The following is a 20910-nucleotide window of genomic DNA, read 5'->3' as shown; positions in this document are numbered from 1 at the left end:
CTGGCGCTGGCCTTAGCGCGCAGGCTCGCCGAGGAGGCCGAGCTGGGCGGCGCGGAACACGGATTGCGCGCGATTGACCGCGCCCAGCTTGGTGCAGGCGCGGGTGACGTGATAGCGCACCCCGGCATGGCTGCAGCCGAGGATGATGCCGATTTCGAAGTCGGTCTTGCCGTGCGCGATCCAGTTCAGGCACTCGACTTCGCGGCTGGTGAGCAGGCAGTCATCGGGCAGGTAGCGCTCGTCACGGCTGACCATGACATAGCCGCGCACGAAGCGCTCGGCCGCCGGCGCTAGCGCCGCGACGGCATCGGCAAAGATGTCCGCAAGATCATCGGCCAGCCCGTCAATGCTGGTGAGGATCGCTGCGCCGACCTGGCCGAACGGCAGGTGGACGGGAATGGCTATGGCGGCCGTCATGCCCGCCTGCCCCTCGAAATCATTGAGCCCGATCTGCGCCACAAGGCGGTTGGGCCAGCGGGTGTGGATGCCATTGCGGCTGGCCCGGAAGGGTGCACTTTCGACCCGGCAGGCGCGCAGCAGCGGCGATCCGAGCATCCGGTCGCGGCATTGCCACGGGGCCAGCTCCTCGGTGCTCCAGCCGAACACCCCGGCATTGAGCGGCGCGCCGTCTGCATCGCGCATCGCTTCGAGCGAGGCGAGATCGTGCCACACCATGATCCGCAGGCCCAGCGCGTGCGCCGCGTGCCCCAGCAGCGCCGCTGCGGCGGCGATATCGGCGCGGCTGGTGACCGAGACGCGCTCGGCCAGAGCGGCGGGGCTGCCTGCCGGATTGTAGCGGCGAAGTTCCAGAACATTGGTGGCCATGCGGGTTCTCCCGAGACTGTCCCCTCGATGACTTGCGCAAGGGCGCAGTGCAGTCCAATGTTAATTTGCAAATTTGCAAAGCCGAAATTTGCAAACTGGAGGTCTCCCATGGGAAAGCGGCACAGGATCTTCGCAGGACGGGAGCTGCGCGCCCTGCGCGAACGGCGGGGGCTGAGGCAGGCGGAACTGGCGCAGCAGCTGTCGATCAGCCCGTCCTATCTCAGCCAGCTCGAGCATGACGACCGCCCGCTCACGCCGCGCCTGATCGAACAGGTGGCGAGTCTCTTCCCGCTCGACTGGCAGGACTTCCCCGGCGAGGATGCCGAGCAGCTCTCGCTTTCCCTGCGCGAGGCAGCGAATGATCCGCTGTTCGATTCGCCCCTGCCGCCCGATGCGATTGCCCGGCTGGCCGAACAGCAGCCCGCCTTCGCGCGGCGGTTTGTCGAGCTGCACGCCGCCTTCCGCCGCACCAGCCAGCGGCTCGAAATGGTCGACGAGGCGCTGGCGGTCGATGCCGGAGAAGGTGCGCGCCTGCCGTGGGAGGAGGTGCGCGACTGGTTCCACCTGTCGAACAATTACGTCGATCCGATCGACCGCGCGGCCGAGCGGCTCGCTCGCCTTATCGCGGGGCCGGATGCCTTGCCGAGCGCCGAGGCCCTGCAGCAGCACCTCGCACAGGTGCACGGGATCGCCGTGGAGATGCGCCCGGCCGAAGTGCTGCGCAGCTTCGATGCCGCCAGCAAGGTGCTGCACATCGATTCGGGCCAGCCCGCTGCCAGCATCCGCTTCCAGATCGCCTATCATGTCGCCGCGACATCGCTCGGCCCGGCGATCCGCCGGATTGCCGATGCGGCGCGGCTGCGCAGCGAGGTCTCGCGCGAGCTGCTGACCATCGGGCTCGCCAACTATGCCGCCGGCGCCGTGCTGATGCCCTATGGCAGCTTCCGGGCGATGGCCCGCGCCTTCCGCCATGACGTCGACCGGCTGGCACTGCATTACCAGACCAGCTTCGAGCAGACCTGCCACCGCCTCTCGACCATGCAGCGCGAGGGCGAGCGCGGCCTGCCGATCTTCTTCTGCCGCGTCGACATGGCCGGCAACATCACCAAGCGGCACAGCGCCACGCGGCTCCAGTTCGCGCGCTTCGGCGGGGCCTGCCCCTTGTGGGTCGTGCACGAGGCCGCCGCCATTCCCGATCGCATCCTCGTCCAGCTCGCCGAAACGCCCGACGGGGTGCGCTATGTCTCGATCGCCAAGGGGCTGGTGAAGACCGCCGGGCGGTTCGACCGCAACCCGCGCCGCTTTGCCGTGGCGCTGGGGTGCGAGGCGCAGCACGCGGGCGATTTCATTTATGCCGACGGGATTGATCTCGCCTCTGCCCGGGCGGTGACCCCGATCGGCGTGTCGTGCCGCATCTGCCCGCGCACCGATTGCGAACAGCGCGCCTACCCGCCGAGCGACCAGACCATCGGCGTCGACCTGTTCCGGCGCGGCGTGGTGCCTTACGAAATGAAGACCTGACGCCGCAGAGCCAAGGCGCATCAAGGCGATAGGCCTCCTGCGCCGTTGACAGGCGCACGCGCGGGCAATATGCAATGTGATAACGTTTCATTCATGGGCTGAAAAGGCGCAGACCCTTCAGCGCAGAGTGAACATCCTCCCTCTTCTGATCCGGAACCATCATGACCCGCCAACGCGCCCTGCTTGCTGCCTCGATGTCCAGCATCTCGCTCTTCGCGATCTCCGCTCCGCTCGCTGCCGAGGAAATCGCAGAGACAGCCGAGGCCGAAACCGCGCCGGCCGGGGAGATCGTCATCACCGGCACCCGGCCTGCCTATCGCGGCGCGTTCGAGGAACTGGAAATCCCGCAGGCCGAACAGGTGATCGGCCCGCAGCAGCTGCGCGACATCAACGCGCTCGATCTCAATTCGGCGCTCGACCTGTCGGCATCGGTCGCGCGGCAGAACAATTTCGGCGGGCTGTGGAACGCCTTTGCGGTGCGCGGCTTCGTGGGCGATGAAAACCTGCCGAGCAATTACCTCGTCAACGGCTTCAACGCCGGGCGCGGCTTTGCCGGACCGCGCGATCTGTCGGGGATCGAGGCGGTCGAAATCCTCAAGGGCCCGCGCGCGGCGCTGTTCGGGCGCGGCGAGCCGGGCGGGACCGTTAACCTCGTCACCAAGCGGCCCAAGTTCGAAAGCGCGGGCGAAGTGCGGCTGCTGGCCGGCTCCTTCGATACCTGGCGCGCCGATGCCGATGTGCAGACCACGCTGGGCGATGCCATCGGCGTGCGCTTCGTCGGCTTCTACGAGGATGCAGGCTCGTTCCGCGACACGGTGGAGAGCAAGCGCTACGGCTTCATGCCCTCGGTTGCGGTCAAGCTCGGCGAGGCGACCCGCGTCGTCTACGAGCTCGAATATGCCCGTCAGGAAATCCCCTTCGATCGCGGCGTAGTGGCGGTGAACGGCGAGCTTGGCGTGATCCCGCGCAGCCGCTTCCTCGGCGAACCGGGCGAGGGGCCGAACATTGCCGAGGTGCTCGGCCACCAGATCGAATTGCAGCACGATTTCTCCGACAGCTGGAGCGCGCTCGTCGGGGTGAATTACCGCGACACCTCGCTGCTGGGCACCTCGACCGAGGCTGAGCTGACCGGCAGCCGCCAGCGCTTGCTGCGCGATGGCCGCACGCTGACCCGCCAGCGCCGGTTGCGCGATTATGATGCGACCTATTTCGTCGCGCGGGCCGAACTGGCGGGCAATTTCACCACCGGCGATGTCACCCACCGCGTGCTGATCGGCGCGGATACCGATCGCTTCGAGAATGATCAGGTGTTCCTGCGCGCGCGCGCACCCAGCCTTGCCAGCAACCCGACCGAGCAGCAGCTGCAAGCGATCGACATCTTCAATCCGGTCTATGGCCGCTTCCCGCTGCCCGCGCCCACACCGCTGACCAACCGGGTCGAGGTGCAGAAGGCGACCGGCATCTATGCCCAGTATCAGATCAGCCTGGCAGAGACTGTCGAGCTGCGCGTCGGCGGGCGGTATGACGATTACGACCAGCGCCTCACTGATCGCGCCGCCGCCGGACGGGTGACCCGCACTGGCGAGAACCGCTTCAGCCCGCAGGTCGGCGCGGTGTGGCACGCAACGCCGGAACTGTCGGTCTATGCCACTTATGGCGAGAACTTCCGTCCGCTTTCAGGCGCGGATTTCGCCGGCAATGCCTTCGACCCCAACCAGTCCGAAAGCATCGAAGGCGGGATCAAATTTGCCACCGCCAATGGCCGCCTGACCGCCACCGCGAGCGTGTTCAGCATCAGCCAAGGCAACATCCTCGTCGGCGATCCTGTCAATGCCGGCTTCACCATCGCGGGCGGCGAAGCGCGCAGCCGCGGGTTCGAATTCGATCTTCAGGGCGAGATCGCGGACGGCCTCGATCTGTGGGTGTCCTACGCCTATGTCGATGCCGAAAACCGCGACAATGTCGCCGATCCCGATTTCGGCAAGCTGATCCGCGCCGGAGACCGGCTGCTCAACATCCCCGAGCACACCCTCAACGTGCAGCTCGCCTATGCGACGAAGATCGCGGACCGCGATGTGCGCCTCGGCGGCGGGGTGCTCCATGTCGGCGAGCGGCTGGGCGAAGTCGGCACCACCTTCGAACTGCCCGACTACACCCTCGCCCGCCTGTTTGCCGAAACCGAGGTGACCGAGGGCGTGCGCCTGCGGCTGGATATCGACAACCTGTTCGACACCACCTGGTACAGCAATTCCTTCTCGCAGCTGTGGATCCAGCCCGGCACCCCGCGCAATCTGCGCGTGACCGGCAGCTTCGCGTTCTGACCATCGTGGAGCCCCGGAACATGACCCCCGCGCTCGAAGCCCGTTCGCTGTCGCTGGTGCGCGATGGCGCGGTGGTGCTGAACGACGTCTCCTTCACTGTCGCACAGGGCGAGATCTACGCGCTGCTGGGCGGCAATGGGGCGGGCAAGTCGACGACGCTTTTGACCTTCCTCGGCTTCCTTGCGCCCTCGGGCGGGAGCGTGCTGGTGAGCGGGCGCGAGGTGGCGAGCGATGTCGAGGCAGCGCGCGGCGCTATCGCCTATCTGCCCGAAGCCGCCTCGCTCTACGGCCATCTCGATGCCTATGAGAACCTCGGCTATTTCCTCGATCTGGCCGGGCGCAAGGTCTCCGCCGAGGCAATGGACGCAGCGCTCGATCAGGTGGCTCTGCCCCGCGAGGCGAGGGCGCGGCGGATGCAGGCCTATTCCAAGGGCATGCGCCAGAAGACCGCGATCGCGCTGGCGCTGCTGCGCGATACGCCGATCCTGCTGCTCGACGAGCCGACCTCGGGTCTCGATCCGGCCGCCATCGACGAATTCCACGACATGGTGAAGGCGCTCGCAGGTGCCGGGCGCAGCGTGCTGATGGTGACGCATGACGTCTATGGCGCGTGCCAGGTTGCGGACCGCGTCGGCCTGCTGCGCGGAGGGCGGCTGGTCGGCAGCTTCGAGGCGGCCAGCGATGGCGCGCGGATCGACACCGAAGCCGTCCACGCCGCCTTCGCCGCCCGCGAGACCGCATGAGCGCGATGCTGCGCATTGCCCGCGAGGAATGGCGGCTGTGGGCACGCTCGCGCGTGGTGCTGCTGTCGGGCCTGATCCTTGCCGTGCTGGTGGTGGTGACCAGCGCGCTCACCGCTGTGCGCGTGAGCGAGGAGGGGGCCAACCGCGCCGCGCGCCAGCAGAGCGCCGAGGAGACCTTCCTTGCCCAGCCGGATCGCCACCCGCACCGGATGGTCCATTACGGCCACTACGCCTTCCGCACCCCGCCCCCGCTCGCCGCCTTCGATCCGGGGGTGGACGCGGTGACGGGCCAGTCGATCTTCCTCGAAGGGCACCGCCAGAACACCGCGATGTTCGCCGATACCCGCGCGGGCGCCGACATGGGCGGGTTCGCAGGCCTGACCCCGGCGAATATATACCAGCTGCTTCTGCCGCTGCTGCTGATCATCATCGGCCACGGCGTGCTGCTGCGCGAACGCGAGAGCGGGACGCTGGCGGTGCTGCTGGCGCAGGGGCAATCGGGCCTGGCGCTGGCGGCAGGCAAGGCACTGGCGCTGGCCGGTATCGGCGCTGCGTTCCTGCTGCCCATCGCGGTGCTCGCCGCGCACGGCATCGCCGCCGGAGAGCCGGTGCTGACCGCCGCCCTCATGGTGGCAGGCTACGCGCTCTACCTTGCCGTGTGGGCCGCGCTGGTCCTCGCGGTCTCGCTGTGGGTGCGCCAGCGCAGCGTGGCGCTGGGCGTGCTCGTCTTCATCTGGCTGCTGGTCGCGCTGGTGGTGCCGCGCATCGGGATCAACGCCGGCAGCGCCGCGATCGATGCGCCGGGCAAGATCGAAAGCGACCTCGTGATGCTGAGCCAGCAGCGAGCGCTGGGCGACGGGCACAATGCCGCCGACCCGGCCTTTGCCGCGCTGCAGAAGCAGGTGCTGGAGCAATATGGCGCAGACAGCGTCGAGCAGTTGCCGATCAACTGGCGCGGCGTGGTGGCAGGCTATTCCGAGGCCAAGCTCACCCGGCTGATGAACGATTTCGCCGAGAACCGCATGGCGCAGGAGGCGGCGCAGTCGCGGATCGTCACGCTGTTCGGCCTCGCCTCGCCGACGCTGGCGGTGGGCGCGGCATCGCGCACGCTGGCGGGCAGCGATCTGGCGACGCACCACCGCTTCCTGCGCGAGAGCGAGGCGCTCCGGTTCGATTTCGTGCAGGGCCTGAATGATCTCCACGCCAACCGGCTGACCTATGCCGATGACGCTGCGCGCAGCTCCGACCCCGAGGCCGAGATGCGCACCCGGGTCAATGCGGCGGCGTGGCGTCTGCTGGACGACTTCCGCTTCGCCCCCGATCCCGCCCCCGCCCGCGCCGCCCGCGCAGCCCTGCCGCTGGCAATGCTGCTCGGCTGGCTTGTGGTGCTCTGCGGCGTGATCGCGGCTGGCGCCCGGACGCTGCGCCCATGAGCCCGCTCCTGCGCGAGGCGCGCTTCATGCTGCGGGATCGCGGTGCGGTCTTGTGGATCGTGCTTGCCTTCCTGCTTTCGGCAGCGGCGACCGGCTTCGGGATTGCCGAAGTGCGCGATCAGCGCGCGACCATCGCCGTGCTGCTGGAAGAGGACGCGAAGGACCGCGCGAATGCGATTTCCAAATATGACGCCTGGGGCGATGCGGCTTACGACGCCTTCCACCTGACCTATGCCCCGCCGTCACGGCTCGCCTTCGCGGCGCTCGGCCAGCGCGATACCGCGCCGTGGCTGCACCGCGTGCGGATGCTGTCACTGGAAGGGCAGATCCACGAAGCCGACACGAAGAATGCCGATTTCGGCCTGATCGGGCGTTTCGATTTCGCCTTCCTCGCCGCGAGCGTAGCGCCGCTGCTGCTGATCCTGCTGCTGCATGATCTGCGCGCGGGCGAGCGGGTGGGCGGCCGCCATGATCTGCTGGTGGCAACCGCCGGGCGGTCCGGACTGCTGTGGCTGCCGCGCGCCCTCGTGCGCTTTGCCGGACTGGCGCTGGCGCTGCTGGTGCCGTTCTGGGGCGGAGCGCTGATCGAGGCTGCGCCCTTGGCCGCAGTGCTCGCCGCCAGCGCGCTCGTGCTGGGGGCGCTCGCCGTGTGGTGGCTGATTGTCGAGGCTGTGGGCCGCCGCCCGGGCAGCCCGGCAGCATTGCTGGCCGCGCTGGTCGGCATCTGGCTGGCGCTTGCGCTGATCTTTCCCGCTGTCGCCAAGGCGGCAATCGAGTCCACGCATCCCGTGCCCGATGGCGCGGAGATCCTGATGCTCCAGCGCGAGGCGGTGAACGATGCGTGGGACAAGCCCAAGGCTGCGACGATGGAGCCCTTCCTTGCCCGCCACCCCGAATGGCGCGCCTTCGGCACGGTCGACAAGCCCTTTGCATGGAAGTGGTACTTCGCCTTCCAGCAGGTGGGCGACATGCAGGCCGAACCGATCGTCAGGGTCTATCGCGCAGGCCGGATGGCGCGTGACGCAGCGGCGGAGGCGGCGGCATGGTTCTCGCCCGCCGCGCTGGTCGAGCGCGAGTTCGAGCGGCTGGCCGGCACCGATACCCGCGCCATGATCGCCTACGAGGACAGCGTGCGCGCGTTCCATGCGCAATTGCGCGCCTTCCACTATCCGCTGCTGTTCCGCGAACCAGCCTATGACCCGCTGGTCTTCGACAAGCTCCCGCGTTACCAGCCGCCGCGATGACCCTGCTCCGCCTGCTTCTTGCCGCCCTGCTCTTGCTGACCGGTCAGGCGCTCGCCGCTGCCGGGGCCGAGCCCTTTGCCATTGCCGGCCAGAGCGTCGCCCCAGGAACCCGCGCCGATCTCCGCATCGCGGTAGCCGCGGGCGTTGACGGGGAGACTTTCATCCCCGTGAGCGTGATCCACGGCGACGAGCCCGGCCCGGTGCTGGCGATGGTCGCAGGCGTGCACGGCTTCGAATTCGCCTCGATCCTCGCCGCCGAAAGTCTGGCCGAGCGGGTCGATCCGGCGCAGCTCAAGGGCACGCTGGTGATCGTGCGCATCGCCAATATCCCGGGTTTCGAGGGCCGCTCGCCCAACGTCAATCCGGTTGATCGCAAGAACCTGAACCGCGTCTTTCCCGGCGATCCCGCCGGCACCCAGACCCAGCGCATCGCCGATCTGATCGCCCGCGAAGTGGTCGCGCGCAGCACCTTCCTGATGGACGTGCACAGCGGCGACGGGGCGGAGTTTCTGGAGGCCTTCGTCGGCGCCTATGGCGGGCCGCTCGCGACCGATTTCCCGCTCGCGCTGGCCGTGGCACGGGGCTTCGGCTTCCCCAATATCGTGCGCTATTCGATGGAAACGCAGGCCCAGATCGACAGCGGGCGCTCATTGAACCGGCAGGGCGTCGCGATGGGCAAGCCTACCATCCTGGTCGAAATCGGCCAGAACGGCAGCCGCGAGGAGGCCCATGTCGCAGGCATCGTCGCCGGGGTCGAGAATGCGCTGGTGATCCTCGGGATGGCCGATGACCCGCTGCCCGAAGTGGCCGCGCCCGCGCGCCTGTTCGAAGGCACCGCCTCGGTCTCCGCCAGCCATGACGGCGTCTACCATCCGGTCGATGCTCGGCCGCGCCGGATCATGAAGGGCGAAGTGCTTGGCATCATCCGCGACTATGCCGGGCGCGAGGTCGAGCGACTGGTCTCGCCGGTCGATGGCTATGCGCTCTACGGCATCACCGGCCCGCCGGTGGAAGCGGGCGATGCGGTGGTGACCATCGCGATCCCCACCAAGGGTTTCTGAAGCGTCAGCGTCCCAAGAGAGCGAGGATCGCGAAGCTCGCCAGCCAGTGCTCGCCCATGTAATCGCCCGCAACATGGGGCATGGCCGCTTCGAGATGCGCCTCGGCAAGGGCCTGCATCGCAGTCGCGGTGGCCGCATCGCCCACCAGCGGTGCCATCGCGCGAAGACACCATGCGCGGCTGAGGTTCAACCCGTCGAGATGGGCGATCTTGCCGTCGCTGCGGTCTGACACGCGCACCGGGCGACATTCCCGCTCCAGCCAGCCGTTGGCCACCACCAGCGCATCGAACCACGGCGCAAAGGCGAGGTGCGGGCTGACCTCGGCCATCAGCAGCGCGGCGGTGAGCACGGGGGAGAGGAATTCGTCGCCCCCCGGCTCCCACCCCGCATAGTCGCTGCGGTGGGCAAAGGCGCGGTTGGCCCAGTCGTCGATCAGAACCACAAGATCGGGATCGCGCTCCGCCGCCCAGCGCCGCGCGAGGATCAGCGCGAAAGCCGTGTTGAAGTGGGTGCCGACCGTGATCGGATAGGTGAGGATGCGAAGATAATCCTTGAGCCGCGCCGCGAAGGCCAGCGCCAGCGGTTCGAGCCGCGCGGCCCACTCGCGATCATCGTGCCGCGCCGCCTCGTCATGCAGGTAGAGCAGCCAGCCCCAGCCATAGGGCCGCTCGAACCCGCGCGACAGCGGCCGCTCGAGATAGGCCAGCTCCACGGCCAGCTTCTCGGGCGTGAAGGTTGCCTCGGCCAATTCGGTGATGGCAGCGGCCTCGGGCATGGCCCGATAGAGCCGCCGCAAAGTCAGCAGGCTCCACCAGCCGTGGACGCAGGAATGCCAGTCGAAGCTGCCGAAGAACACCGGATGGGCTTCTTGCGGCGCGCGCACATCGGCGGCGCTGCCGAAGACGTGATCGTCCTTGTAGGGGTAGGCCCGCGCCACATGGCCCAGCGCGATGCGGGCGAAATTGCGGGCGATGTCCTCGCTCAGTTCCACAGCCAGAAGGCCCCCCAATAGATGATCGCGATGTTGCACAAGAGCAGCGGCACCGCCGTGCCCACCTGCTGGCGGATCACCCCGTTCTGGTCTTTGAGTTCCAGCAGCGCGGCGGGCACGATGTTGAAGTTCGCCGCCATCGGGGTGAGCAGCGTGCCGCAGAAACCCGCCAGCATCCCGACCGCGCCGATCACCGCCGGATCGCCGCCATATTGCTCCACCAGCAGCGGAATGCCGATCGCGGCTGCCATCACCGGGAAGGCGGCAAAGGCATTGCCCATGATCATGGTGAAGCCCGCCATGCCCAGCGCAAACACCACCACGGTGAGGAACACGCTCCCCTCGGGGATCACCGCGCCCGCCAAGCCGCCGATGATCTCGCCCACGCCCGCAGCGGCGAAGACCGCGCCCAATGCCGCCAGCATCTGCGGCAGGATCGCTGCCCAGCCGATGGAGTCGAGCAACCGCCGCCCTTCCTCGGCAGGGGCGAGCAGCGGCGGGCGTAGCCAGACACAAGCGCCTGCCAGCGCTGCCACGACGCCGATGGCGAACAGGATCAGCGTCTCGCGCCGCGCCTCGAACAGGCCGGTCTCGCCCAGCGGGGTGTAGTTATAGACCAGCGTGCCGATCACCGCCGTCAGCGGCACCACCAGCGCGGGCACGAACAAGCGGTTGCCGAGCCGCGCGGACAGCACCCGCCGCTCCTCGGCCGAAGTGGTCGGCGGATCGCTGCGCGCAAGGCCGCCAAAGCCTGCAATCGCCACCATCGCCAGCACGATCAGCCCGTTGACGAGATCGGAGACATGGCTGCCGAGGAAGAAACTCGCCGAAAGCAGCGCCCAGAAGGCGGCATTGCCCCAACGCCTGTCGCGCAAACTCAGCGCCGACCACACAGCAAAAGCCAGCCCCGCCAGCGCATAGAGCCATTCATAGGTGATCATTTGCGGCCCCTCCCCAGTCGGCGGTCGAAGGCGAGGATGCGGGCCCCATGGATCAGGAAGGCGGCAATCGCGGTGGGGATCGCCCAGACCGACAGCTCGAGCGGGGTGAGCGGATAGCCCGCGGCCTCGAACACGCCCTGAATCAGCAGGATCGAGGCGATGGCGAAGAAGATGTCCTCGCCGAAGAACAGCCCGACATTATCGGTCGCCGCCGCCATGGCTTTCACCTCGTCGCGCGCGTCATCGCTGAGGTCGCCATGGGTCTTGACCGCCGCCGCCTCGGCCATCGGCGCGACCAGCGGGCGCACGGCTTGCGGATGGCCGCCGATATCCTTCATCCCCAGCGCCGAGGCGAGCTGGCGGAAGGCGAGGTAGGCGACCAGCAGCTTGCCCATGGTCGCCCCGCGCATCCCCTCGATCAGGCTGCGCGCGCGCTGCTGCAAGCCATGGCGTTCGAGCAAGCCGATCACCGGCAGGATGATCCACGTGACCGAGATGTAGCGGTTGTCGGCAAAGGCCTTGCCCAGGGCCTCGATCACCGAAACGAGATCGAAGCCCGCGAGCACGCCGGTCGCCAGCGCGGCGCTCACCACCACCAGCAGCGGATTGAAGCGCAGGGCAAAGCCGACAACGACGATGGCGATGCCAAGGAGCGGCCAATAGTTCATTCGCTCTTTCCTCCGAACCCACCGCCGCCGGGCGTCAGGATCACGAAACTGTCGCCCGCCCGCATTTCGGCAGAGCCGGCCGCGCCCAGTTCCTCGATGCTGCCGTCTGCGCGTTCGACCCAGTTCTTGCCCGGCAGCGCGTCACCCCCGCCAGCCAGCCCGCATGGGGCCACTATGCGGCGGTTCGCCAGCATATTGGCGCGCATCGGTTCGAGGAAGGTGATGGCGCGCTCCACCCCGTCACCCCCGCGATGCTGCCCCTTGCCTCCCGAACCGCGCCGGATGGCAAAGCGCTCCAGCCGCACCGGCAGGCGGGTTTCGAGGATTTCGGGATCGGTGAGGCGGCTGTTGGTCATATGGGTCTGCACCGCGCTGGTGCCTTCATGATCCGGCCCCGCGCCCGATCCCCCGCAGATCGTCTCGTAATACTGGTGCCGCTCATTGCCGAAGGTGAAGTTGTTCATCGTGCCTTGGGCAGGCGCGAGGCGGCCTGTGGCGGCGAACAGCGCGTCGGTGACCACCTGCGAGGTCTCGACATTGCCCGCCACCACCGCAGCACCCGGACGCGGGTTCAGCATCGAGCCTTCGGGCACGATCAGCTCCACCGGACGCAGGCACCCGTCATTCATCGGGATCGCATCGTCGATCAGCGTGCGCAGGACATAGAGCGCCGCCGCCCGCGTGATCGATCGCGGGGCGTTGAAATTGTCGTCCAGCTGGTCACTGGTGCCGGTGAAGTCGAACACCGCCGAGCGGCTCTCCCGGTCGATCCGGATCGCGACCTTGACGCAGGCGCCATTGTCCATCGCGTAGGCAAAGTTGCCGTCCTCCAGCCCGCCCAGCAGGCGCCGCACACTTTCCTCGGCATTGGCGATGACGTGGTCCATATAGGCGGCGAGCACTTGCGATCCATGCTCGCGCGCGGCGCCTGCCAGCAGCTCCGCCCCGCGGGTGCAGGCGGCAAGTTGCGCGCGCAGGTCCGACAGGTTGCGGTCCAGATTGCGCGCCGGGAAGGGGCCGGAGCCGAGCAATTCGCGCATCGCCGCCTCGCAGAGCTGGCCCGCATCCACCAGCAGCGCATTGTCGATCAGCACGCCTTCCTCGGCGATGCTGCGGCTTTCGGGCGGCATGGAGCCCGGCGCGATCCCGCCGATATCGGCATGGTGCCCGCGTGCGGCGACGAAGGCATCCGGCTCGCCCGATCCTTCGCCATGGAACACCGGCACGATCACCGTGATATCGGGCAGGTGGGTGCCGCCGCGATAGGGATCGTTGAGCACATAGGCATCCCCGCGCCGGAAGCCCCGCCCGTCACGCGCGCCCCCACGCACCTCGATCACCCGCGCGATGGAATCGCCCATGCTGCCCAGATGCACCGGAATATGCGGCGCATTGGCGATCAGCGCGCCCGCCCGATCAAACAGCGTGCAGGAGAAATCGAGCCGCTCCTTGATGTTGACCGAGGTTGCGGTGGATTGCAGCACCACCCCCATTTCCTCGGCAATCGCCATGAACAGGTTGTTGAAGATTTCGAGCCGCACGGGATCAGCCGCCGTCCCCGCCGCTCGCTTGCGCTGCAAGGGAACGGCGCGGGTGAGGATCAGGCTGCCTTCCTCGGCAAGGCTTGCCTGCCAGCCGTCCTCGATCACGGTGGTGGAGCCGGGATCGATCACCAGCAGCGGCCCTGCGACACCCTCGCCCACCCGCAAGGCGCGGCGCGCCATCACCGGCCATGCGCCGGGCAATATGCCGTTTGCTGCGGGCAGGGTCTCGGGCAAGGCAGCCGCAGCCGCCAGCCCGCCGACATCGCCGCTCGCCTCGACACTCAGCGCCTCGACCATGATCGCGGCCTCGGCGTCGGAATAGCCGTAGCGCTGGCGGTGCAGGGCGCGGAAGGCCGCGTCCATGGTGGCGGGATCATTGCAGGGAACCGCGATCAGGCTGTCGCTTCCGGCAAAGCGCAGGCGCGCGTGCGCCGCGATGCGGATGGCAGGTTCGGGGATGCCCTGCGCCAGCAAATCCCGCCGCGCCTGTTCGGTCAGCACGGCGAGTTCGCCTGCGAAACTTTCCCCCAGCGCCCGCACGCAGCTGACTTCGCGGATCGCCTTTACCGGAGCCAAGCCGATGCCATAGGCCGAAAGCATCCCCGCCAGCGGGTGCACCAGCACGGTCTCCATCCCCAGCGCATCGGCGACCTTGCAGGCATGTTGTCCGCCCGCCCCACCGAAGCAGGCAAGCGCATAGGCCGTCACATCATGGCCGCGCGCGACCGAGATCTTGCGGATCGCATTGGCCATGTTGTCGACCGCGATGGCGAGGAAGCCCTCGGCAATCGCCTCGATGGGTGCAGGTTCGGGCAGCTGCGCGGCGACCTCTTCCAGCCGCGCCCGCGCTGCCTCGGGATCGAGCGGGGCATTGCCCTCCGGCCCGAACACGGCGGGGAAGAAGGCCGGATCAATGCGCCCCAGCACGAGGTTGCAATCGGTCACCGTCAGCGGCCCGCACTTGCGGTAGCAGGCCGGGCCGGGATCGGCGCCCGCGCTTTCCGGACCGACGCGGAAGCGCGACCCGTCAAACCGGCAGATCGACCCGCCGCCCGCCGCCACGGTGTAGATCGTCATCATCGGCGCGGCCACCCGCACACCCGCCACCACGCTATCCCCGGTCAGTTCATATTCGCCCGCGTAATGCGCCACATCGGTGCTGGTGCCGCCCATGTCGAAGCCGATCAGCCTTGTGTGGCCGAGCGGCGCGCTGGCCGCCACCATGCCCACCACGCCTCCTGCGGGTCCGGACAGGATCGCATCCTTGCCCCGAAACGCGCCGACCTCTGCTAGCCCCCCGTTCGACTGCATGAAGCGCAAGGCCCCCGCAGGCGGCAGGCTGGCGGCGAGTGTGTCGGTGTAGCGCCGCAGCACCGGCGAGAGATAGGCGTCGACCACTGTCGTATCCCCGCGCGGCACCAGCCGGATCAGCGGGGCGACCTCGTGGCTGACGCTGACCTGCGCAAAGCCCAGCTCGCGGGCGATGACGGCGAGGCGCGCTTCGTGGGTCCGGTGCTGCCAGCCGTGCATCAGGATGATCGCGAGGGCATCGAAGCCCTCGGCGCGCAGGGCCGCGAGCGCAGCGCGGGCCGCGCTCTCGCCAAGCGGGCGCAGCACCGTGCCATCGATCGATACGCGCTCGTCGATCTCGATGACCTTTGCGGGCAATTGTTCGGGCAGGACGATATGGCGCGCAAAGATTTCGGGCCGCGCCTGCGTGCCGATCCGCAGGGCATCGCCAAAGCCGCGGGTGATGGCGAGCGCCAGCCGCTCGCCCTTGCGCTCCAGCAAGGCATTGGTGGCGACCGTAGTGCCGATCCGCAGTTCGGCAATCGGGCCTTCGCCGTGCCGCGCCATCAGCCGCCGCACCGCCTCGCTCGCGGCATCGGCATAGAGGCCGGGGTTCTCCGACAGCAGCTTTTCGGTCACCAGCGCGCCTGCGGGCGTGACGGCAACCACATCGGTAAACGTGCCGCCCCGATCGACTGCAAAGCGCCACGCCGTCATTGTGCCAAGTGTCCGTCCCGCATGGCGACAGACCTAGGCAGGTGGCAACGTTCCTGTCCAGTCTTGCGCCGGTATCAGGGGGCAGGACATCACGCGAAGCCTTACCTATCGCGCCCGCTTCGGTTTGTTAATCGTGCCAAGGCCAATTGGCCACGTGAACCCGACCGAACGCCTTGAAGCCATTCGCAATCTCGGCCTTGAGGCAAACGCGGACCGCGCGCTGTTTTCGCGCATCACCGTGCTGGCGAGCACCATGCTCGGCAGCCCTACAGCGCTGCTCTCGATTGTCGAGGACGAGCGCCAGTGGTTCCTCGGCCGCACCGGTTTCGATTGCCACGAGACCCCGCGCGACACTTCGTTCTGCGCGGTGTGCATCGCCGGCGAAGGGCCGCTGCTGGTGAGCGATGCGCGCGCCGACCTCAGGTTCCGCAACAATCCGCTGGTGACGGGCGCGCCCTTCATCCGCTCCTATCTCGGCGTGCCGATCCGCGGCGAGGGCGATGTGCTGCTGGGCGCGTTGTGCGCGATCTCGCCCGAACCCCACGCCTTCTGCTCCGATCAGATCGCCCCGCTTTCGGTGCTGGCCGAACTCGCCGAACAGTCGATCGCGCTCAATGTCCGCACCCGCGCATTGAGCAGCGCCAATGCCGCGCTCAAGCAGACCTCGCAGATCTTCCGCCAGGCGGAGCGCGCAGCCAATGTCGGTTCGTGGCGCGTCGATATCGCCACCAATCAGCTGTTCTGGTCTGATCAGGTCTACATCATCAACGGTGTCGAGCCGAATAGCACCCCCAACGTCGACGAAGCCATTGCGCTGTATGATCCGCAGGATCAGGCCATGGTCGTCGCCAAGATGGAGCAGGCGCTGGACGACGGCAAAACCTTCACCTTCGAAACCAGCATCCGTCGCCGCGACGGGGAGCGTCGGCGCATCCGTGTGGTCGGCGAGCGGGTCGATGTCGACGGGCGGCCCGATAGCGTCGCAGGGATCATCCAGGACTGCACCGACGAGCATCTGCGCAACGCCGCGCTCAAGCGTGCGGCCGAGCATGACCGCCTGACCGGCCTGTTCAACCGCGCCTCCTTCGATCGCAAGCTCGCCGCCGCCATCCGCCGCGCCGACCGCGAGGCTGCGATGGTCGCCCTGATCGATCTCGACGGGTTCAAGGACGTCAACGACACGCTCGGCCATCTGGTGGGCGACCGCGTGCTGGTGGCGATTGCCGAACATCTCCACCAGCGCATCCGCAGGGGCATGTTCCTCGCGCGCTGGGGCGGGGACGAATTCGCGCTGCTGTTCCCGCCGTCAATGTCGCTGGATGATGCCACGGCCTTCCTCCACGAGTTGATCGGCGAACTTGACGATGTCGTGGCGCTGGGCCGCAGCGCGCTCGCCATCGGGGCGACCTGCGGGCTGGCACGGATGGACCAGCCGGGCAGCGGCGAGGAGATCATGCGCCGCGCCGATCTCGCGCTCTATCGCGGCAAGGAGCAGGGGCGCGGCGGCGTGGTGTGCTGGGACGAGCAGATCGAGGCCCGCCAGTGCGAACGCCAGCGCGCCATCACCCGCCTGCGCGATGCGCTCAATCAGGGCCGCGCGGTGGCCGCCTATCAGCCGATCGTCGAACTGAATTCAGGCCGGATCACCTCGCTCGAAGCGCTTCTGCGCCTCAAGGACGAAGACGGCAGCCTGATCACGGCGAGCGAGATCTTTTCCGCCCTGCTCGATCCCGAACTCTCGCGGCGCGTGTCGCGGGTGATGCTCGATGCGGTGATCAAGGACGGGCCGGCGATCCTGGCGCTGCTCGGCCCGGAGACCCGCATCGGGCTCAACCTCTCCGAAGCGGACCTGCGCAAGGACGATTTCGTGCGCCACCTGATCGACGTGGTGGACGACAGCCCGATGAGCCCGGCCAACTTCACCATCGAAGTGACCGAGACGATGCTGCTCGACGCCTCGGGCCAGCTCCACGCCTCGCTGGCGATGCTGGATCGCTGCGGCTTCACCATCTGTCTCGACGATTTCGGGACGGGCTTCTCCTCGCTCACCCACCTGCGCCAGTTCCCGATCCAGAAGGTCAAGATCGAGCGCGATTTCATCGCCGCGATCCGCGAGGATCACCAGTCGCGCCTGATCATCCAGGCGATCGTGGAGATGGGCCACAGCCTGGGCCTCAGGGTCGTGGTCGAAGGGGTGGAGACCGAGGAGCAGGAAACCTTTCTGCGCGGCATCGGCTGCCGCCATGTGCAGGGCTATCGCTATGGCCGCCCGATGCTGATGGACGACCTGTGCGAGGAGCTGGGCGGCACGCAGGCCGAGCGCAGATCGCGCCGCCGCGCCTGATTATCCGGGCAACACCGCGTCCTGCGCGCCCGTGCCGGCGGTGAAGATCAGCGTCGTCACCCCCGCTCCAGTGCCGATGTTGACGCGGTTCATCTGGCTCGCCCACATATCGGTGAGGATCTGCGAATTGACCGTGATAGGCGTGCCCGGCGCAGGCAGGGGCAGTTCCTGATAGACCCACAGACTGCCGCCCGCGATCTCGCTGCCGACATAGTCCGGACTGGCCACCTTGCCATCCACCGCCAGCAAAAAGCGGCGTGCGACATAGGTTGCAAAGGCCTCGCGGCTGGCTTCGCTCCCGATGATATCCGGACTTTGCGCGCCCTGCGCCCGCAGCGCGTGCTCGGCATCATGCACCGGCACCTGATGCATGATCTCGAGCTTGCCCGAGCGCGCATTGCCCGCAATCGTGCTGATCGCGCGCTTCTGCTGGTGCGCTGCTGCCGGAGCCGCAAGCGCAGCCCCCAGCATCAGCGCCCCCGTCAGAGCCGCGCCCAAAGCCGCGCGGCGCGTGATCACTTCTTGCCGCCGTCCACCGGTTCGGCCCCAGCGGCCTCGCCCATCAGATCGCGGCTGACCCGCGACTTGGCGGCTTCGTCCTTGAAGGCCTCGATCCGGCTCGGGATGATACGGCGCGGATAGTGGTTGTTCTCAAGGTCAGCGTCGCCGGTTTCCCAATCGGGATCGACCATCACCTGCACCAGTTCCTTGCCCTTGGGGAAGACCAGCAGCTTGGCGACTTCGCGCGCATTGCGCCGCCAGATTTCAGCCGGGATGTTGATCTTCTGGGTCGAGCCATCCTTGAAGGTCAGGCCCAGGATCACCGGCATCACCAGCCCGCCCTTGTTGGAGAAGTTGAGCACGTAGTAATTGGCGTTTTCCTTCACCGCGCGCTCGAACACCTGACGTTCCCACGGGTCGAGCCCGGCGAGGAAATCGGCGTATTTCTTGCGATCCTTGGGCGTGACGGTGAATTCGTCATTGCTGTCGTAGAAATCGCGCACGCCCGGGTTTTCCAGCACCCAGATCGGCAGTTTCTGATCGCGGTTCAGGCCGATGCCGACCAGTTCCGGCTCCTCGGCACGCTCGGCGCGGCGGCGCGGCAGATCGATGTCGGGATCATTGGTGTCGACTTGCAGGCGGTAGATCGAATCCAGCGAAATATCGACGTGATCGGTGGTGTAGAACCAGCCGCGCCAGAACCAGTCGAGATCGGTGCCGCTGGCTTCCTCCATGGTGCGGAAGAAATCGGCGGGGGTGGGCCGCTTGAACTTCCAGCGGCGCGCATATTCCCTGAGCGCGAAGTCGAAGCGTTCGCGCCCGATGATCGTGTCGCGCAGCAGGTGATAGGCGGCGGACGGCTTGCCATAGGCGTTGGAGCCCAGATTGGTGACCGAATCCGACTGGGTCATGATCGGTTCCTGCTGGTTCGAGACCATGTAGCTCACCAGATCGCGCGCGACCGAGCGGGTCCACGGCATGTTCGGGTCCCATTCGTAACCGGCGACCGAATCGAGGAAGGAGTTGAGGCCTTCGTCCATCCAGGTCCACTGGCGCTCGTCCGAGTTCACCGTCATCGGGAAGTAGATGTGCCCGATCTCGTGGATCACCACGCCGACGAGGAACATCTTCTCGGCCAGCGAATAGGTGCGCGTGCCATCCTTGTTGAGGGTGGTGCGCGGGCCGTTGAAGGTGATCATCGGATATTCCATCCCGCCAACCGGCCCGTTGACGGACTGGGCGGTGGGATAGGGATAATCGAAGCTGAAGCGCGAATAGACCTTCAGCGTGTGGACCACGGCGGCGGTGGAATACTTCTTCCACAGATCGCCGCCTTCCTTGGGCCAGAAGCTCATGGCGAGGACGGTTTCATGCTCCGCGCCCGGCTGCTTCACGCCTTGCGCGTCCCACAGAAACTTGCGGCTGGAGGCCCAGGCGAAATCGCGCACGTTCTTGGCGGCAAAGCGCCAGGTCTTGGTGCCCTTGGGATTGCCGGCTTCGGCAGCGGCGGCTTCCTGCGGCGTCACGATGAACACCGGCGCAGCGGCGGTCTTGGCGGTTTCGAGCCGCTGGCGCTGGGCAGCGGTGAGCACCACGTCAGGGTTCTGGATCGTGCCGGTGGCGGCAATTATGTGGTCAGACGGCACCGTCAGATCGACCTCGTAATCGCCGAATTCGAGCGTGAACTCGCCGCGGCCGAGGAACTCCTTGTTGTGCCAGCCTTCGTAGTCCGAATAGACCACCATCCGCGGGAACCACTGGGCGAGGAGGAAGATGTCGTTCCCGCCCTTGCGCGGATCATCGGGGAAGTGCTCGTAGCCCGAACGCGCATTGATCGCGTCTTCCTCGACGATATTGAAGGCCCATTCGATCGCGAATTCGGTGGTGGCGCCGGGTGCCAGCGGCTCGGGCAGATCGACCCGCATCAGCGTGCCGACGATGGTGTGCGGCAGGGCCGCGCCGGTCATCGTGGTCACCGCGCTGATGTCATAGCCATAGTCGTTGTCGGCCATCGCCTGCTGGCGGCGCAGCTCGTCCATCGACAGCTTGGTCGGCTCGGAGGCGGAGCCAAGGCTCACCTTCGGCCCGCGCCGGCCGGGGCCGCCGAAAGCATCGGTCAGCTCGGCCATGGAATCGCGCTTGAAGATGTTCTGGTCGAGCTGCATCCACAGCCACGGCAGGGCGTCGGGCGAATTGTTGGTGTAGCGGATGGTGGCCTTGGCGGTCAGCCGGCGCTTGGTCTCGTCGAGGGTCGCGGTGATCTTGTAGTCGACCTTCTGCTGCCAGTATTCATGCCCCGGCGCGCCGCTCGCGTTGCGGGTGGTGCTGGGATCGGGCAGCACCTCGTCAAGCTGGCGGAACTTGTCTTCGAAACTGCCCTTGGTCTGCTGGATTCCCTGAGCGCCAAGCGGTGCATAGGCGGGGATGGCGAACAGCAACGCGGCGACAAACAGCACGAAACGCAAGGGCGCTCTCCGAAAGGGGATGTGACAGGAAAAGGAAGCGCGGTCACAGCCCAAAAGTTCCGCCCGCGCAAGGCGGAAATTGTCATCGGGGCGCGCTCCGCCTATCGGGGGCGCCATGACCCAGCCATCATGGCACGCCCTGCACGAAGCCGCCTGCGCGCGCGGGGAGAGCACTTATCGCGATCCCGAGACGGGCTACACCGTGTTCACGCGGGTGGCGCATCTGGCGCGCGGCAAGTGCTGCGGCTCGGCCTGCCGCCATTGCCCTTACGATCACGAAGCCGTACCCAGCCGCCGCTGA

15 protein-coding genes are annotated in these 20910 nt (G+C 67.4%); 8 read left to right on the top strand and 7 right to left on the bottom strand.

The features are described from left to right. Positions 1–12 precede the first annotated feature (12 nt). Positions 13–825 (bottom strand): helix-turn-helix transcriptional regulator, encoded by an 813-nt coding sequence (locus RSE14_RS11470; protein ID WP_324073793.1) that lies wholly within the window; start codon positions 823–825, stop codon positions 13–15. Between the two features lie 108 nt (positions 826–933). Here RSE14_RS11470 and RSE14_RS11465 point away from each other — a divergent pair, with 108 nt between their 5' ends. From RSE14_RS11465 to RSE14_RS11440, 6 genes are all read left to right on the top strand, one after another. Further along, a complete protein-coding gene (locus RSE14_RS11465; protein ID WP_324073790.1) occupies positions 934–2346 on the top strand; it encodes a helix-turn-helix domain-containing protein in 1413 nt (470 codons plus the stop codon). A gap of 161 nt (positions 2347–2507) precedes the next feature. Then, positions 2508–4667 (top strand): TonB-dependent siderophore receptor, encoded by a 2160-nt coding sequence (locus tag RSE14_RS11460; protein WP_324073789.1) that lies wholly within the window; start codon positions 2508–2510, stop codon positions 4665–4667. 20 nt (positions 4668–4687) lie between these two features. Further along, positions 4688–5410: an ABC transporter ATP-binding protein gene (locus RSE14_RS11455; protein ID WP_324073787.1), complete on the top strand. Its 723-nt coding sequence runs from the start codon at positions 4688–4690 to the stop codon at positions 5408–5410. Beyond that, positions 5407–6843, top strand: coding sequence for a DUF2705 family protein (locus RSE14_RS11450; protein WP_324073785.1), 1437 nt, complete (start codon positions 5407–5409; stop codon positions 6841–6843). The genes RSE14_RS11455 and RSE14_RS11450 overlap by 4 nt, the downstream gene beginning before the upstream one ends. Then, positions 6840–8087: a DUF3526 domain-containing protein gene (locus RSE14_RS11445; RefSeq protein ID WP_324073784.1), complete on the top strand. Its 1248-nt coding sequence runs from the start codon at positions 6840–6842 to the stop codon at positions 8085–8087. The genes RSE14_RS11450 and RSE14_RS11445 overlap by 4 nt, the downstream gene beginning before the upstream one ends. Further along, on the top strand, positions 8084–9148 hold the full coding sequence (locus RSE14_RS11440; RefSeq protein WP_324073782.1) for a M14 family metallopeptidase: 1065 nt from the start codon (positions 8084–8086) through the stop codon (positions 9146–9148). The genes RSE14_RS11445 and RSE14_RS11440 overlap by 4 nt, the downstream gene beginning before the upstream one ends. Positions 9149–9152: 4 nt before the next feature. On the opposite strand, the gene RSE14_RS11435 is transcribed toward RSE14_RS11440, so the two are convergent. The 4 genes from RSE14_RS11435 to RSE14_RS11420 are packed head-to-tail and all read right to left on the bottom strand — an operon-like array spanning position 9153 to position 15299. Beyond that, a complete protein-coding gene (locus RSE14_RS11435) occupies positions 9153–10139 on the bottom strand; it encodes a DUF2891 domain-containing protein (RefSeq protein ID WP_324073779.1) in 987 nt (328 codons plus the stop codon). Continuing rightward, entirely contained in the window at positions 10130–11080 is a 951-nt protein-coding gene (locus tag RSE14_RS11430; protein WP_324073777.1) for a DUF979 domain-containing protein, read from the bottom strand. Before RSE14_RS11430 ends, RSE14_RS11435 begins: the two co-directional genes overlap by 10 nt. Then, the gene (locus RSE14_RS11425; protein WP_324073775.1) at positions 11077–11748 is read right to left on the bottom strand and encodes a DUF969 domain-containing protein; all 672 of its coding nucleotides are present in this window, start codon (positions 11746–11748) and stop codon (positions 11077–11079) included. Before RSE14_RS11425 ends, RSE14_RS11430 begins: the two co-directional genes overlap by 4 nt. Then, positions 11745–15299 carry a hydantoinase B/oxoprolinase family protein gene (locus RSE14_RS11420; protein WP_324073773.1) on the bottom strand — a complete coding sequence of 1185 codons (3555 nt, stop codon included), beginning with the start codon at positions 15297–15299 and terminating at the stop codon, positions 11745–11747. Before RSE14_RS11420 ends, RSE14_RS11425 begins: the two co-directional genes overlap by 4 nt. Before the next feature lie 154 nt (positions 15300–15453). Here RSE14_RS11420 and RSE14_RS11415 point away from each other — a divergent pair, with 154 nt between their 5' ends. After that, positions 15454–17643, top strand: coding sequence for a putative bifunctional diguanylate cyclase/phosphodiesterase (locus tag RSE14_RS11415; RefSeq protein ID WP_324073771.1), 2190 nt, complete (start codon positions 15454–15456; stop codon positions 17641–17643). On the opposite strand, the gene RSE14_RS11410 is transcribed toward RSE14_RS11415, so the two are convergent. Together RSE14_RS11410 and RSE14_RS11405 are read right to left on the bottom strand one after the other, a co-directional pair. After that, entirely contained in the window at positions 17644–18162 is a 519-nt protein-coding gene (locus RSE14_RS11410) for a DUF6702 family protein (RefSeq protein ID WP_324073769.1), read from the bottom strand. Next, positions 18159–20600 carry a M1 family metallopeptidase gene (locus RSE14_RS11405; protein ID WP_324076908.1) on the bottom strand — a complete coding sequence of 814 codons (2442 nt, stop codon included), beginning with the start codon at positions 20598–20600 and terminating at the stop codon, positions 18159–18161. The genes RSE14_RS11410 and RSE14_RS11405 overlap by 4 nt, the downstream gene beginning before the upstream one ends. Before the next feature lie 124 nt (positions 20601–20724). On the opposite strand from RSE14_RS11405, the gene RSE14_RS11400 reads away from it, so the two are divergent. After that, on the top strand, positions 20725–20910 hold the full coding sequence (locus RSE14_RS11400; protein WP_324073767.1) for a C1orf53 family protein: 186 nt from the start codon (positions 20725–20727) through the stop codon (positions 20908–20910).

Source organism: Erythrobacter sp., assembly GCF_035194505.1.
Lineage (GTDB): Bacteria > Pseudomonadota > Alphaproteobacteria > Sphingomonadales > Sphingomonadaceae > Erythrobacter.
The sequence above is the reverse complement of the archived record's forward strand: the minus strand, read 5'-3'. Positions and strand labels throughout refer to the sequence as shown.